General features: G+C 71.1%; 16 protein-coding genes and 1 tRNA gene. 11 read left to right on the top strand and 6 right to left on the bottom strand.

What is annotated here, in order from left to right; translation table 11 throughout:
• Positions 1-67: 67 nt before the first annotated feature.
• Together A3G1_RS0112870 and A3G1_RS38505 are read right to left on the bottom strand one after the other, a co-directional pair.
• Positions 68-1,123, bottom strand: coding sequence for a PHP domain-containing protein (locus tag A3G1_RS0112870; RefSeq protein ID WP_018349884.1), 1,056 nt, complete (start codon positions 1,121-1,123; stop codon positions 68-70).
• The gene (locus A3G1_RS38505; protein ID WP_018349883.1) at positions 1,120-3,258 is read right to left on the bottom strand and encodes an ANTAR domain-containing protein; all 2,139 of its coding nucleotides are present in this window, start codon (positions 3,256-3,258) and stop codon (positions 1,120-1,122) included. The genes A3G1_RS0112870 and A3G1_RS38505 overlap by 4 nt, the downstream gene beginning before the upstream one ends.
• 287 nt (positions 3,259-3,545) lie before the next feature.
• On the opposite strand from A3G1_RS38505, the gene A3G1_RS0112860 reads away from it, so the two are divergent.
• From A3G1_RS0112860 to A3G1_RS40530, 8 genes are read left to right on the top strand one after another with little or no spacing between them, the layout of a single operon-like run.
• Positions 3,546-4,331: a SigB/SigF/SigG family RNA polymerase sigma factor gene (locus tag A3G1_RS0112860; protein WP_018349882.1), complete on the top strand. Its 786-nt coding sequence runs from the start codon at positions 3,546-3,548 to the stop codon at positions 4,329-4,331.
• A 38-nt stretch (positions 4,332-4,369) separates the two neighbouring features.
• Entirely contained in the window at positions 4,370-4,789 is a 420-nt protein-coding gene (locus tag A3G1_RS0112855) for a CBS domain-containing protein (RefSeq protein ID WP_018349881.1), read from the top strand.
• A 20-nt stretch (positions 4,790-4,809) separates the two neighbouring features.
• Positions 4,810-6,288 (top strand): FAD-dependent oxidoreductase, encoded by a 1,479-nt coding sequence (locus tag A3G1_RS0112850; protein ID WP_018349880.1) that lies wholly within the window; start codon positions 4,810-4,812, stop codon positions 6,286-6,288.
• Positions 6,289-6,297: 9 nt separating this feature from the next.
• The gene (locus A3G1_RS0112845) at positions 6,298-7,434 is read left to right on the top strand and encodes a carboxylate-amine ligase (RefSeq protein WP_018349879.1); all 1,137 of its coding nucleotides are present in this window, start codon (positions 6,298-6,300) and stop codon (positions 7,432-7,434) included.
• Positions 7,435-7,488: 54 nt separating this feature from the next.
• Positions 7,489-8,040, top strand: coding sequence for a nucleotidyltransferase family protein (locus A3G1_RS0112840; RefSeq protein WP_018349878.1), 552 nt, complete (start codon positions 7,489-7,491; stop codon positions 8,038-8,040).
• Positions 8,037-8,285 carry a BON domain-containing protein gene (locus tag A3G1_RS0112835; protein WP_026212093.1) on the top strand — a complete coding sequence of 83 codons (249 nt, stop codon included), beginning with the start codon at positions 8,037-8,039 and terminating at the stop codon, positions 8,283-8,285. Before A3G1_RS0112840 ends, A3G1_RS0112835 begins: the two co-directional genes overlap by 4 nt.
• Positions 8,282-9,001: a metallophosphoesterase family protein gene (locus A3G1_RS0112830; protein ID WP_018349876.1), complete on the top strand. Its 720-nt coding sequence runs from the start codon at positions 8,282-8,284 to the stop codon at positions 8,999-9,001. Before A3G1_RS0112835 ends, A3G1_RS0112830 begins: the two co-directional genes overlap by 4 nt.
• A gap of 32 nt (positions 9,002-9,033) precedes the next feature.
• A complete protein-coding gene (locus A3G1_RS40530; protein ID WP_018349875.1) occupies positions 9,034-9,174 on the top strand; it encodes a hypothetical protein in 141 nt (46 codons plus the stop codon).
• Between the two features lie 83 nt (positions 9,175-9,257).
• On the opposite strand, the gene A3G1_RS41145 is transcribed toward A3G1_RS40530, so the two are convergent.
• Together A3G1_RS41145 and A3G1_RS0112815 are read right to left on the bottom strand one after the other, a co-directional pair.
• Positions 9,258-9,401, bottom strand: a complete 144-nt coding sequence (locus A3G1_RS41145; protein WP_018349874.1) for a GPGG-motif small membrane protein — start codon at positions 9,399-9,401, stop codon at positions 9,258-9,260.
• Positions 9,402-9,431: 30 nt separating this feature from the next.
• A complete protein-coding gene (locus tag A3G1_RS0112815) occupies positions 9,432-11,633 on the bottom strand; it encodes an MMPL family transporter (RefSeq protein ID WP_018349873.1) in 2,202 nt (733 codons plus the stop codon).
• An 86-nt stretch (positions 11,634-11,719) separates the two neighbouring features.
• Between A3G1_RS0112815 and A3G1_RS34645 the strand changes: the two genes are divergently transcribed.
• Positions 11,720-12,538, top strand: coding sequence for a TetR/AcrR family transcriptional regulator (locus A3G1_RS34645; RefSeq protein WP_018349872.1), 819 nt, complete (start codon positions 11,720-11,722; stop codon positions 12,536-12,538).
• 53 nt (positions 12,539-12,591) lie between these two features.
• A complete protein-coding gene (locus A3G1_RS0112805; protein ID WP_157641101.1) occupies positions 12,592-12,852 on the top strand; it encodes a hypothetical protein in 261 nt (86 codons plus the stop codon).
• Here the strand turns inward: A3G1_RS0112805 and A3G1_RS0112800 are convergent.
• Both A3G1_RS0112800 and A3G1_RS0112795 read right to left on the bottom strand, forming a co-directional pair.
• On the bottom strand, positions 12,849-13,967 hold the full coding sequence (locus A3G1_RS0112800) for a DNA polymerase III subunit beta (protein ID WP_018349870.1): 1,119 nt from the start codon (positions 13,965-13,967) through the stop codon (positions 12,849-12,851). The two genes, A3G1_RS0112805 and A3G1_RS0112800, sit on opposite strands and share 4 nt — an antisense overlap.
• A gap of 273 nt (positions 13,968-14,240) precedes the next feature.
• Positions 14,241-14,314: transfer RNA gene (locus tag A3G1_RS0112795), tRNA-Leu, on the bottom strand.
• 67 nt (positions 14,315-14,381) lie between these two features.
• Between A3G1_RS0112795 and A3G1_RS0112790 the strand changes: the two genes are divergently transcribed.
• Positions 14,382-14,993 carry an ANTAR domain-containing response regulator gene (locus tag A3G1_RS0112790; RefSeq protein ID WP_018349869.1) on the top strand — a complete coding sequence of 204 codons (612 nt, stop codon included), beginning with the start codon at positions 14,382-14,384 and terminating at the stop codon, positions 14,991-14,993.
• Positions 14,994-15,009 lie beyond the last annotated feature (16 nt).

Here is a 15,009-nt window from a genome sequence, read left to right as displayed (position 1 = left end):
TGATGGAATTGCGCGGCGCTGGAAATGAGATGGCCTGGCACTGTTCCGGAATTGGCCGGGTGAATTGTTACCCGGGCCGGTGAGAATGGTCGGCGGCCCAGGCCAGCAGGTCCGGCAGTGGCCACGTGTTGACGACGCGTTCCTGGGGCACCCCGCATTCGATGGCCCGCGTGCAGCCGTTGCCCTGCCAGCTCAGCTGGCCGGGTGCGTGCGCGTCCGTGTCGATCGAGAACAGGCAGCCCGCCTCGACGGCTTCACGAAGCAGGCGGCGCGGCGGGTCGAGCCGGTCCGGCCTGCAGTTGATCTCGACGGCGACCCCGCGCTCGGCGCACGCCGCGAACACAGCCCCGGCGTCGAAGGTACTTTCGGGGCGCGTCTTGCCGCCCGCGCGGCGTGAGCTGGGGGCCACGATCCGGCCCGTGCAGTGGCCGAGAATGTCGGTGTCCGGGTTGGCCACGGCGGCGAGCATCCGGGGCGTGAGCACGTCGGACGGGTCGCGGAGTTTACTGTGGACACTCGCCACCACAACACCCAGTTCCGCGAGGAGTTCCGGCTCCTGGTCGAGCCCGCCGTCGTCGAGGATGTCGACCTCGATGCCGGTCAGCAGCCGGAAGTCCGGGGCCAGCACGTCGTTCATGGCCGCGACCACGCCCAGCTGTTCGCGGAGCCGGTCGGGGCTCAGGCCGCGTGCGACGGTCAGCCTCGGCGAGTGGTCGGTCAGGACCAGGTACTCGTGGCCGAGCGCGACCGCGGCCACAGCCATCTCCTCGATCGGCGAGCCGCCGTCCGACCAGTCCGAGTGGCTGTGACAGTCCCCGCGCAGCGCCTCCAGGAGCGCGGACGCCTCGGGGCCGAGCTGCTGGACGGACTTCTCCTGCGCCCTGGCCAGGTACTCGGGCTCGCGGCCGGAGACGGACTCGGCGACGCAGCGCGCGGTCACGTCGCCGACGCCGGGCAGCTCGGTCAGGGTTCCGTCGGCGGCGCGCCGGGCCAGTTCCGTTGGCGGGAGGGCTGCGATGGTGGCCGCCGCGCCACGGAAGGCCTTCACCCGGTACGTGGCCTCGCCGGCGCGTTCCAGTGCGAAGGCGATCGCCTGGAGGTCGGCCACCGGGTCGCGGCTCATGGGGTCATTGTTCCAGCTTTCGCCAGTACGTACGTGCCTTCCGGGCGGTAGCCCGCGGCCAGGGACGCTGTGAGGTCGGCGGGGACGGTGACCAGTACCTCGTCGCCGGGCGCCAGGCGGGCCTGCGACTCCGGGTACTGGGTGCCGTCGGTCGCGCCGACCGGCAGGCCGAGCGGCCCCGGGAGGACGACCGGCTCGGCGTCGGCCGGGCGGAAGACGGGGACGTCGTCTCCGGCGGCGGCCCAGGTCAGCAGCCGGCCCTCGGGCGCCACACGCAGGACGGTCGCGGTCATGGTGCCCGGGAAGGCCGAGGTGCGGGCGAACGTGTTGAGGGCAGCGAGCAGTGCGGCCGGGGTCATGCCGGCCAGCCCGTAGGCCAGGGCGGCCTGCCGGATCTCCGGTGTGCCGCCGTTGCCGATGATCGCGGTCGTCCCGCCGCCCGGCTGGCCGACGATCTCGTGCCAGCCGGGATCGCTCGCGGCACCCGTCACCGCCACGACCTGGCGCGGCCGGTGGGCCGCGGCGATCACCCCGGCCTGCTGCCCGCGCAGGATGGCGTTGGTCAGTTCCGTGATGTCCTGGCAGGTGCCGAGGATGCCACGCAGGCTGCCGTCCATCGCGAACTTCGGCTCGGCGGTCAGCCGCAGCCGCCGCCCGGACAGGTGCCCGGCACCGCGAAGCTCGGCGGAGAGCGTACGGCCGGTGGCCAGAGTGTCCTGAATGGACGACTGGATGGCGCGCACGTCCTCCGGGTCCACGAGGTCCTCCATCGCCAGCGGAGTGATCGGGCCGTCGGCTGGCTTGCGGCCAGCCAGCCGGTACAGGCCGGGGGACCAGCGGATCTCCTCGGTCTGGAGGCTCCACCAGGCCGAGCCGGTCTGGGCGGCCTCCTCGCCGAACAGGAGCAGCTCGTGCAGCAGCTCGGGCTCGCCGTGCACCTTCCACGTCATCAGGATCCGGTCCCAGATCCGGGCGACGTGCAGGTCGACCAGGTACGAGTGGCGCAGGCCCTCGGTCTCCGCGCCCAGCCACAGCGCGTCCAGGTCGGTGGACTCTCCCGTGGACAGCACCTCGGCCAGGATCGGCATGAGGATCTGGCTCCCGGCCAGCGGCAGGGCGGACATCAGGCTCCCCTCGGGGTTGTCCATGCCCTCGGCCTCGGCGAGGCGCCGGGCTGCCGGGCTGGCGCACTCGGGCCAGAAGTCGGTGATCTGGCCGTCGGCGTCGTACTCGGGCCGCAGCGCCACGGCCGGCCTGACCAGCGCCTCGACCAGCAGCGGCAGCACACTCGGGTCGGGCCGCGAGCCCTGCACCGCCCACTCCGCGCACCGGGTGGCGCACTTGTCCGCCAGCGCCGACAGGTACCGCAGGGCGAGGTCGCCCAGGTCGACTGGCGTGTCCCAGGCCAGCGCGAGCACGCCGATCACCCGGTCGTCAGCGATGAGGGGGAATGCGGCCAGGGCGGCGGCCGGATACGGCGGCCCGCCCGGGTAGTCCTTGGCCAGGTCGCCGGCCACGACGGGGCTGCGGGTCTGGGCTGCGGCCACGATCGGCAGGTCCTGGATCGGGGGCACGCGGTCCCACTGGCTGCGCAGCTCGGCGCTGAGCCCGGACGCGCCGAGCAGCCCCAGGGCACCGTCGGCCTCCGCCGTCAGCAGCAGCACCCCGTCCGGCTCCGGCCAGCCGACCCCGCTCTCCGCGATGGTCGCAGCCACCTCGTCCGGGCTGACCGCCGAGCCGACCCGGGCCGCGATGAGCTGGTGCTGGGCACGGAGCGCCTCCTCCTCGAACGGCACAGCTGGCTGCGCGGCGCGGGTCTCCCGCTCGTGCCCGTCCGGTTCCGAGGCGACCGGCAGCTCGCCGGGGCCTGGCACGCGGGTGGCGACCAGGGCTGCGGCGATCTCGGCCAGTTTCACGTTGGAACGGCTCGACTGGGCGACGAGCTGGTCGAACGCCTCATCGGGGCTGATACCCAGCCGTTCGATCAGAACGCCCTTGGCCTGCTCGATCACCGCGCGGTTGCGCATCGCCCGGCGGAGCCCGTCGCGTTCGGCGCGCAGCCTGGACACCATCGACGACAGGGCCTCGACGGGGTCGGTGCCGTCCGGGTGGGTACTGGGCGGCTGTTTCGTCATGTCCCAATCGCACCAGTGATGGACACAGGCCGCAAGCTTTACCGGGCTGCCATGTGGTGAGGTTTCCCGGGGTTGCGCGGGTGGAGTAATGTCAGAAGAACGCGGTACGCCAGCGGTCCAAGCACGGGCCGCGCATGGGGGTCGTACCGAGAGGTGCTCCAGAAACGGGCTCCGGCAGCGATGAACTCCTGCCGTTGAGCCGTTCTGTGCCCACGGCAGTGCCACCCGTGAGAGGCGACACCATGTCCTCCCATTCCACTGTTGTGTCTACCGTTGCTTCTGCTCCCATGCCCCGCCGGGCCCGCGTGCACCAGCACGGGGATCTCGACGCGCTGCTCACCGCCGATCTCGACCGGCTGGCCGCGATGTCCGAAGAGGATCCCGCCCGGGTCGAGCTGCGCAACGCCATCGTCGAACGGGCCATCGGGCTCGCCGACCGGCTGGCCCGCCGGTTCAACCGCAGGGGCGAGCCCGCCGAGGACCTGGCCCAGGTGGCCAGGCTGGCACTCATCCGCGCCGTCGACGGCTACCGCCCGAGCCAGGGCGGCGGCTTCACCCGCTACGCGGTACCCACGATCGCGGGGGAACTCAAGCGGCACTTCCGGGACAAGACCTGGAGTGTCCGGGTACCCCGGCAGCTTCAGGAGGTCCGGCTCGCGCTGAACACCGCTGAGCCCGCCCTCAGCCAGGAGCTGGGCCGGACTCCGACCACAGCGGACCTGGCGGCCCAGCTGGGCGTCGCCGAGTCGTCCGTCCACGAGGGACGCAGCTGCGCCGCGGCCTACAGCGCGGTGTCCCTCCAGGCCCCGGCCGAGTCGGGTACCCAGATCGCCGACACGCTCGGCATGCCGGACCCCGGCATGGAACTCGTCGAGGTACGCCAGACCCTCCTCCCGCTGCTGCGTGAGCTGCCGCCGCGGGAACAGCGCATCCTCGCGCTGCGGTTCGGCTCGGAGCTGACCCAGTCGCAGATCGCCGAGCAGCTCCACCTGTCGCAGATGCACGTGTCCCGGCTGATCAGCCGGTCACTGGCGGTGCTCCGCGAGCGCATGGACCCGGTCGCCATTGGGTAACGCTCGGATAAGGAGTACTGGGAAGAGGAGGTAGGCGCATGGCCGAGCTGGTCCGGAGCATGATGACGCGGCACCCCGTCTGCCTGCCGGGTACCACCCGGCTGGCGGACGCGGCGCGCGCGATGCGCGATCACGACATCGGTGACGTGCTGGTGGTCGACGAGGGCCGGCTGACTGGCATCGTCACTGACCGCGATCTGATCGTCAGGGGCATCGCGGAGGGCATGGGGCCCGAAGTGATGATCGGGGAACTGGCCACGGACCACCCGTCCGTGCTCGGCCCGGAGGACCCGGTGGACTACGCCGTCCGGCTGATGACGCAGCACCGGGTCCGCCGCCTGCCGGTCTGTGAGGACGGCGGACGGCCGGTCGGGATCGTCTCGCTCGGCGATCTCGCCGTCGAACGCGAGCCGAAGTCGGCCCTCGGCACGATCAGCGCCGCGGAACCCACCAAGTGAAGTGAGACAGGTGGTCCACCATGCCTGCCACCCTGCCAGGTCAGCCCACCTCGCTGTGGACGGCCACGGCCGCCGACGACGGATACCCGCAACTCGCCGGTGACGACGCCGCGGACGTGGCGGTCATCGGCGGCGGGATCGCGGGGCTGACCACGGCATGGGTACTGAGCAATGCTGGCAAGTCCGTGGTGCTGCTGGAGGCCGGCCGGATCGGCGCTGGCGTCACGGGGCACACCACGGGGAAGGTGACATCGCTGCACCGGCTGGCGTACCAGGACCTGCCGGCCGGTACGGCGGCGTTGTACGGGCGGGCGAACCAGCTCGCCGTCGAGTACGTGACGGCGCTCGCCGGTGACCAGGGCATCGACTGCGGGCTCCGCGAGGTGGACAACTACACCTTCGCGGAGTCCGCGGCCGGGCTCGCCCGGGTACGCAGGGAAGCCGAGCTGACGGCGAGCCTCGGCCTGCCGGCGAGCTTCACGACCGAGGTTCCCCTGCCGTTCGCGGTGCGGGGCGCGGTGAAGTTCCAGCGGCAGGCGCAGATCCACGCCGTCCGGTACCTGCACGGGCTCGCCAAGGCTGTGACCAGGGCTGGCGGCCGGATCTTCGAGAACACCACGGTGTCCAGCTTCGGCGATGGCCGCGTGGTCACGGAGAAGGGCGCCGTGTACGCGAAGGATGTCGTGGTCGCCACGAACATGCCGTTCACGAAACAGGGCCTGTTCATGTTCCGCTGCCACCCGCACCGGTCGTATCTCGTGGCCGCGCCGCTCGCCGGTGAACTGTGGGACGGCACGTTCATCAGCGCCGACGAGCCGCTGAGGTCGATCCTCACGACGCGGATCGACGGCGAGAACTACGTGCTCGCGGGCGGCGAGGGGCATCCGGTCTCCGAGGCGGTCACCGACCAGGCCGAGCGGTACCGGCGGCTCGCGGCGTACGCCACCGACCGGCTGGGCGCGGGAAGCGCCGCCTACCGCTGGTCCACACAGGACGGTGTACCGCTCGACGGGATTCCCTACGCCGGGCCGGTCACCCCGTGGAACAAGCACGTCCAGGTCATCACCGGCCTGCGGAAGTGGGGGCTGAGCAACGGCACGGCGTGCGCGCTGGCCGTCGCCGACCGGATTCTCGGCCGGGTCAACCCCTTCATTTCCCTGTACGACAGCAACAGGTTCACGCCCATCCGCAGCGCGGCGCGGTTCGTGACCGCGAACCTGGCGACCGCCCGGGCCATGCTCCGCCGCCCCGCCAGCCGGGGCCTGCCGGGGCCTGGCGAGGCCGGCGTCATCCAGCGGAACGGCAAACCCGTCGCTGTGTACACCGAGCCCGATGGCCAGGCGCACGCCGTGTCGGCCGTGTGCACACACCAGGGCTGCACGGTGGAGTGGAACTCCGGTGACCTGACGTGGGACTGCCCGTGCCACGGCTCCCGGTACCAGCCGGACGGGCAGGTCATCCACGGCCCGGCCGTCAAGCCGCTGGCCCCGGCGGACTGAGGGATCGCGATGGAGTTGCCTCCGGGCTGGACGCTCGGCGTGGAAGAGGAGTTCCACCTTCTCGACGCCGGTACCGGGCGGCTGTCGCCCAGCGCGCACCTGCTGCTGGAGTCCGTCGAGCCGGGGCCGGTCCCGTTCTGGACCGAGCCGGTGAAGTCCTGGGTCGAGAAGGAGTTCCGGGTGTCGATGGTCGAGACCTCGACGCCGGTCTGCGCGAGCCTGCCGGAGCTGCGGGAGGCGCTCGTCGCCCGGAGGTCGCTGCTCGTCACGGCCGCCGACCAGCTCGGGCTGCTGGTGGCGGCCTCGGGCACCGTGCCGGACTGCGGCGCCAGCAACTCCGCAGCTTTCCCCGACGAGCGGTTCCGGGCGATCTCCGACGAGTACCAGCACATCGCGGCCGAGCAGACGGTGTGCGCGTGCCAGGTGCAGGTCGGGGTGCCAGATCCCGACCAGGCCATCCGGGTCATCAACCGGATCCGGGCCTGGCTGCCGGCCCTGCTCGCCCTGTCGGCCAGCTCCCCGTACTTCCAGCACGTCGACACCGGCTACGAGTCGTACCGAGCCATCGAGGTCTCCCGCTGGCCCACGGCCGGGCAGCCGCCGGTGTTCGCTGACTACGCCGGGTACCGGCAGGCCGTCGACCGGCTCATCCACAGTGGAGTGATCTCCGACTACGGCATGGTCTACTACGACATCCGGCCCTCCCACCGGTACCCGACCGTGGAGATCCGGATCGCCGACGCGATGCCACGGCTGGACGACGTGCTCGTGCTGGCCGGGCTGTGCCGGGCGCTCGTCGTCACGGCGATCCGCGAGGACGAGGAGGGCGTACCCCAGCTGGACTGCCCTGACGAGCTGCTGCGCGGCGCGCTCTGGCGTGCCGCCCGCTCGGGACTGCGCGACCGGCTGGTGGACGTGACGGCCGGTGAGTCCGTACCGGCGGCCGAGCTGCTGCGCCGCCTGCTCGCCCACTGCCAGCCAGCCCTGGCCGAGCTCGGCGATGACGAGGCCATCTCGGGCGGGCTCGACGCGCTGCTGCGCCGGGGGACGTCGGCCCAGCGGCAGCGGCGCGTCCTCAGTACCGGGGAAGGAGAGCGGGCCGTGGCGGCGGACGTGGCGCTGGAAACCCGCGCCGAGCTGGGCTGACCCTGGTTTTGGGGCCGGGGGTGGCGGGTATTTCTCCCTGTGGAGGGATGACGCATGGCCGAGGCCGAATCTGAACTGCTGATCAGCACCCTGAAACGGACGGCGGCTGTGCTCCAGGAAGCCAGCATCCCGTTCGTGCTGGCGGGGAAGTTCGCCGTGCACGCGCGGGGCGGGCCGCTGTCCGAGCACGACGTGGACTTCCTGATCCAGGAGAAGGACGCCGACCGCGCGCTCGACGCGCTGTCCGACGCCGGCTTCCGTGCCGAGCGCCCTCCCGAGAACTGGCTGGTCAAGGTGTACGAGGATGACCGGCTCGTTGATCTGATCTTCCGGCCGGTCGACCGGCCGGTCACCGAGGGGACCCTCGCCGACAGCGACCAGCTGCCGGTGTACGGCGTGCGCATCCCCGTGCTGTCGGCGACCGAGCTGATGATCCACACACTGTGGACCTTCTCCGAGAACGTCTGCGACTTCGGCCGGGCGCTGCCCACCGCGCGCTCCCTGCGCGAGCAGATCGACTGGGACCGGGTCGCGAAGGAGACCGCGGGCTCGCCGTACGCCACGGCCTTCCTCGTGCTGCTCGGCCTGCTGGAGGTCACTCCATGATGGACACCTATCTGGACAGCGCGATCCGCCGCCTGCTGGCCGAGGATCCGAGGCTGTGCGAGCAGGCCGTCCGGGTGAAACTCCGTGACGACCGGATCGTGCTCTACGGGGAGGTCGAGAGCGAGGAACGCCGGCTCATGATCGAGTTCGTGGTGCGGGAGGCCTTCCCCGAGGTGAACGTCGACAACGACCTCGGGATCGTCCGCAACGCTCCGCCGCCGCTGGAAGCGGAGGACCTGACATGATCCGGGTCGCGGCCGTCGGCGACGTCCACATGGACTCCGACGTGGCCGGCCGGTTCCGCCCCGCCCTGGAGAAGCTGCCGGCCCTGGCCGACTTCCTGCTGCTGGCCGGGGACCTGACCCGGCACGGTACCCGGGCGGAGGCCCGCTGCGTCGCCGAGGAGTTCGGCGGGCTGGGCGTACCGGTCATCGCCGTCCTCGGCAACCACGACTACCACTCCGACCTCCAGGAAGAGCTCACGGAGATCCTGGTCATGGCAGGCATCGAGGTGCTGGAACAGTCGGGGACCGTCCTCGGCGTCCGGGGTACCACCGTCGGCATCGGCGGGGCGAAAGGCTTCGGCGGCGGCTTCGCGGGCAAGTGCGCCTCCGAGTTCGGCGAGCCGGAGATGAAGAACTTCATCCGGCACACCCAGCTCTCCGCCGACGGGCTCCGCGAGGCGCTCACCGGGCTGGACTGCGACGTGCGGATCGCCCTGACCCACTACGCCCCGGTACCGGACACGCTCGCGGGGGAGCCGCCCGAGCTGTACCCCTTCCTCGGCTCGTACCTCTTCGGCCAGGCCATCGACAAGGCCGGCGCCGTACTGGCCGTCCACGGGCACGCCCACGCCGGCACGGAACGCGGCACCACCCCGGGCGGCGCGCGGGTCCGCAACGTGGCCCACCCGGTCATCAGGCAGGCGTACGCCGTGTACCAGCTCCCCGTCCCCTCCTGAGTACGACACTGGAGGCAGGGGGTGAGCAGCAGATGACCGAACCGGAGAAGGACGAAGTACCCGAGGAAGAATCAACCGGGGAGGAAGAGGAAGCCGCCGAGGTGCTCAGCGCTCCGCCGGACGATCCGGCCTTCAGCGGCCGGACCACCGAGTCCAGCACGGAACCGGAGTGAGGAAAGACCGGGAACGGGGTTCACCCGTTCCCGGTCTCTTCGGTTGCCTGTGTTCAGTTGTCCGCATGTCGCGGTACCCGGTGTCACGTGAAGATGCTGACTCCGCCCGGGCCGACCAGCAGCCCGACGATGATCAGCACGACCCCCCAGAGGATCTGCCGCCTGAACAGGGCGAGCACTCCAGCGACCACCAGGACCACCGCGAGGATCCACAGCACGAGTTCCATGCCTTTGGACTACCCAGCGCCGGGGAGAATCTAACCTCTCGCCGGCGTGTACTTCTCCGGGTTGCCCTCCAGGTGCAGCTGCGGCATCCGGCGGTCGAGCCAGGCGGGCAGCCACCAGTTGCCCCTGCCCATCAGGTGCATGACAGCGGGGACGAGGACCATCCGGACCAGCGTCGCGTCGATCAGGATCGCCGAGGCCATCCCGACGCCGATCACCTTGATCGGGATCTCGGGGGCCGGGACGAAGGCCGCGAACACCGCCACCATGATCGCGGCGGCCGCCGTGATCACCCGGCCGGTGGTGGCCAGGCCGCTGACGATCGACTGGCCGTTGTCCCTCGTGGCCAGCCACGCCTCGCGCATCCGGCTGACCAGGAACACCTCGTAGTCCATCGACAGCCCGAAGAGGACGGCGAAGGTGAGCACCGGCACGAAGGCAGGCAGCGGGGTCGGTTCGTGGATGCCGATCAGCTCACCGGCCCAGCCGCCTTCCAGGACCAGGGCGACGACGCCGTACGCCGCGGCGACCGACAGCAGGTTCATCGCGGCGGCCTTCACCGCGACCGCGATGCTCCGGAACGACACCAGCAGGAGCAGCATCGACACGGCCACCACGCCGCCGACCAGCAGCGGCAGCCGCTTGACGATGTTCTCGGTGCTGTCGATGGCCACCGCCGTGAACCCGCCGACGTGCACCTTCCCGCCGACCCCGGCGCTCGGGATCACCTTGTCCCGCAGGTCGTGCACCAGGTCCTCGGTGGCCTTCGCCTGCGGACCCGACGGCGGGAACACCGTCAGCATCGCGGTCTTGCCCGATGGGCTCACCTGCGGCGGGGTCGCCTTCACACCCGGGATGTCGCCGATGGCCTTGGACAGGGCCGGCAGGCCGCTCTGGTCGCCATTGGGCAGCTCCGCGACCACGAGGAGCGGGCCGTTCGCACCCGGGCCGAAGCTCTGCGCGATCGCGTCGTAGGCCTGCCGGGTCGACCGGTCAGTGGCGTTGTTGCCCTCGTCGGGGAAGCCGAACCGCACCCCGAGGAACGGCGCGGCCAGCGCCAGCAGCGCGACCGCACCCAGCAGGGCAGCCGCCACCCGGTGCCGCTCGATCAGCTTGCTCCAGCGCAGCCAGCCGGGGCTGATCTCGTTCGCTGCGCGCCGCTGCTTGCGCATGCCGGGCAGGCGGAGCTTGTCGACGTGCCTGCCGAGGTAGCCGAGCAGCGCCGGGAACAGGGTCGCCGAGGCCACCAGGACGACGAGGACGGACAGGATCGCGGCGAACGCCGCTCCCCGCATGAAGGACAGGCCCATCGCGAACAGGCCCAGCATGCTGGTCACCACGGTCAGCCCGGCGACCAGGACCGACCGGCCTGCCGTGTCCAGCGTGGCCACCGTCGCGGCCTCCGGGTCCAGTCCCTCGGCACGCCATTCCCGGTACCGGGTGACGAGCAGCAGCACGTAGTCGATGCCGACGCCGATGCCCATCATCGCGGCCAGTGAGGTGGACCAGTCCGGTACCGGCATGAGCGCCGCCAGCACCGGGATCAGCAGGCTGCTGACCCCCAGCCCGGCGATAGCGGTCAGCAGCGGCAGCCCGGCGGCGACGATCGAGCCGAACGTGATCAGCAGGATGATCGCCGCGGCGGCCATGCCGATCCCCTCGGAACCGATCGCGCCCTGCTCCGCGAACTCCACCGCCTGCCCGCTCAGGCTGACCTTGAGCCCGGCCGGCGCGGCCTTGGCCAGGTCGAGGAGCTTCTTCGTGTCCTCCTTCGGCATGTCAGCCGGGTTGGACTCGTCGAGCCGGAGCTTGGCCAGGCCGGTCGTGCCGCCGGGGGCGATCGAGCCGGGGACGGCGAACGGCGACTCGGTGCTCCGCACGTGCGGCACGTCGTCCATCTTCGCCAGCAGCGCTTCGACATCGCCCTGGGCGGCCGCGAGCCCGCCCGGCGCCTGGAAGACCACGCTGATCGTCGTGCCGGACGCGGCGGGGAACTCCCGTTTCAGCAGGTCCTGTGCCGCAGTCGAGTCGGAACCGGGTGCCGAGTAGTCGGCGCTGTAGTCGCCGCCGGCCATCGAGGACAGCCCGAAGGCCAGGCCGAGGGCCACGATCCACGCGGCGATGGTCGTGCCGCGGCGGCGGAAGCTCCATCCGGCCAGGCGGCCGAGGAACCCGGGCCGGTGCGGGGCCGGCGCCGCGGCGGCCGGGGGATCGTCGAGCAGGGGGTGAGCCATCGAGGTGCTCCCGATAAGAGTGAACCTGATTAAGAAAAGTTACGCCTCATAACTGTTATGATCGCGAGTAACGTTGTCAACGCCATGTGACCCGGGCCACTGAGCACTCCCGCCGAACCCGGATCGACCTAGCCGAACTGGACGCGACCGTCCTGGAAGGACACTGGATGACCCCGGCCGCCGCCACCCCTCCGGCAGCACCGAACCGCCGCGAGCGTGTCCGCGCGGCCACCATCGAGGAGATCAAGCGGACCGCGCTCGACCTGATCCGCGAGACCGGCACCGTCGACATCCAGTTCACGGCGATCGCCCGGGCGATGGGCCTGACGGCTCCCGCGCTCTACCGGTACTTCGCCGACCGGGGAGAGCTGCTCACCGCCCTCGTCGCGGACTCGTTCAACGACCTCGCGGCCACACTCGACACCGCCCGCGCCTCGGTGGCCCCCGACGACCTCGGCGGGCGGCTCCTCGCCGCCTGTCAGGCGTACCGGCACTGGGCGGCCGGAGACCCGGAACGGTTCGCCCTGATCTTCGGGGTGCCCGTGCCCGGGTACACGGCGCCGCACGAGGGGCCGACCACGGAGGCCGCGCACCGGGCCATGAGCAACCTCGCGGGGCTCGTCCTGGACACCGCGCGGGCCGGCCGCCTCCGGCCACCAGCCGTGACGCAGGTCAGCGAGCAGTTCGCCGAGCTGGCCGGCCGCAAGGCGCACACCGAGATGGGCGGCGGCGGGATGACCCCCGAGATCTACCAGGGCATGCTCGTCACCTGGGCCGCACTGCACGGCTTCGTCGCACTCGAAGCCCACGGACACTTCCACTGGATGGAACCAGCCGTCCGCGACGAACTCTTCGTCGCCCACGTCCGAGCAGTCGCCGGCATCACAGGCCTGGTAGCGCCTTAGTACTGGTCAGGAGACGTTGTGCACCGAACGCTATGCGGTGGAGGGAGCCGGCAGTGACCGACGATGGCGAGCTGTCCCGGCTTGAGTTGCGGCGAGCCACGGTGGCACTCGGGGCGTTCGTTCGCCGGTGGAACCTTCCGCTCAATCCCGAAGACGCCGACGAGGTTGCCTACGCCCTCCTGCTGCACGCACGGTCCGCCCACACAGATCCCGAGATCGTCGCCGCGGTCGAGGCCCAGATCGAGGAGTACGAGGAACGCGCCCGCCGGCTCCGTGATGCGATGCAAGCCAGCATCGAACGGCGCAAGTCCTAGCTCGGACGCTGCTGCATGGGCACAACCAGATAAGTAAGGTCCACAGTGTTCTCCTGGGCTGTGGTGAACACTGTCGGCCGGAGGTCCGGCTGGATCGCGGCCCGGACCGGCTCGCCGCCGAAGGCCCGGAGCGCGTCCAGCAGGTACCGGGCCTGGTATGTGCGGGTCAGGCGGTCGCCGTGCACTGTGGCCTTCACGGACTCGCGGGACTCGCCGCCCTGCTCGTCGGCGGCACGTACGACGAGCTCGCCGTCCTCCGTCTCCACGGTGATCCGTCCATGCGGGCCGGACGACAGTGCGGCCCGGGTGACCGCCGCAGCCAGGGAACCCGGATCCACCTCGGCCACACAGGACGGGTCGGGAGCGAGCAGCTTCTCGGCCTGGGCGTGCGGGAAAGCCGCTCCCAGTACGGGGCCGGCCACGGAGCAGCCATTCTCCTTGTCCCGCTCCCACGACAGGCCGAACCGGCCAGCTCCGGAATGGAGAGTGACGTTCCCCGCGCCCTGCTTCGCCAGCTCGACGAGCAGTGGCGCCGAGACCAGTACGTCCACCTCCCCGGCCGCCTCCCAGGGCAGCGCCGCCCTGGCCAGCCGGAACCGGTCCGTGGCCAGGAGCCGCAGCTTCCCGCCCCCGGACCACATCCGCACCCCGGTGAAGATCGGCAGCGCGTGCTCGCGGGACGCCGCCCCGGCCACCGGAGCCAGCGCGGCCCGCCAGGCCCGGCCATCCACTGTGCCCACGGCCGGCGGCATACCCAGAGCTGGCAGGCCGGAAACCCCAGACAGCGCCGGCAACGTGAACCGGCCGCCCGGCGTGCGCACCGTCAGCCGCGAACCCTCGGCCGAGAGGTGCGCGTCGCCCTCACCGAGCGCCGCCAGCAGAGCGGCGAGCCCGCGCCGCGACACCATCACCTCGCCGTCCTCGTGGACGGCAGCCTCGATGCGGGCCTCGGCGGACAGCTCACCATCCGTACCCAGCAGGGTCAGCCCCTCACGGCCACCCCTGACCAGCACGCCGGCCGAGTACGGGGACAGGGAACGCTCCGGCAGCAGCCTGGCTACCCGGCTCGCGGCCGCCGCGCCGGCCGAAACGAGGAAAGTCGCGTTGAGAGGCACGGGCGGACCATAGCGGCGGGGTACGACATCGGGGTGTGAAGATCCACCGGCGGGAAGACTGAACTAAGAGGAGTGACCGGGCCGCGTGGCGCGGGCTTTCCGTGGCTCCGCAGTGGAGGCGGGCGGGCCGGGCAGCCGGTGAGCCTGCCGGGAGGTGTGCGGCTGGCAGCAGGTAACAGACAAAGGGGTTGGCAAGGGTTGTGAGCCCGGCGGCAAGGGGCTGGAAAGCCGGAAGGAGCCCCGCCTGACCGGCGTGACTCCTTCGCGTGGTTGTGCCCCCGGTGGGATTCGAACCCACACTGGCGGTGGTTTGAGCACCGTGACTCTGCCGATTGGTCTACAGGGGCGCAAAGCCGGTCCAGCATACCCACTACCCTGGTGGCGTCAGTAAAGACCCGCAGGAGGTTCGGGATCGTGAGTAGCGAAGCACAGGCCAGCCGGGTTCTGATCGCCGAGGACGAGGCGCTGATCCGGCTCGATCTCGCCGAGATGCTCACCGAGGAGGGCTACGAGGTCGTCGGTGAGGCCGGTGACGGCGAGACGGCCGTGCGGCTCGCCGAGGAGCTGCGCCCCGATCTCGTGATCATGGACATCAAGATGCCGATCATGGACGGGATCGCCGCGGCGGAGAAGATCGCCGGCGCCCGGATCGCGCCGGTGGTCATCCTGACCGCCTTCAGCCAGCGGGACCTGGTCGAGCGGGCCAGGGCTGCCGGGGCCATGGCGTACCTGGTGAAGCCGTTCCAGAAGTCCGACCTGGTTCCGGCCGTGGAGATCGCCCTGTCCCGGTTCGCGGAGCTGCATGCCCTGGAGTCCGAAGTCGCCAGCCTCACCGACCGGCTGGAGACCCGCAAGGTGGTGGAACGGGCAAAGGGGCTGCTGATGGCCCAATTCAACATGAGCGAGCCCAAGGCTTTCCGCTGGATTCAGTCGGCCGCGATGGATCACCGGATGAGCATGCGGCAGGTCGCGGACCGCATCATCGCTGATCAGACGGGTTCGGAGGAGCCAGGTTCCCCCGCCTGACGAAAAAATAAATAAC

Source organism: Longispora albida DSM 44784 (assembly GCF_000379825.1).
Lineage (GTDB): Bacteria > Actinomycetota > Actinomycetes > Mycobacteriales > Micromonosporaceae > Longispora > Longispora albida.
This window is presented reverse-complemented; position numbering and strand designations above follow the sequence as displayed.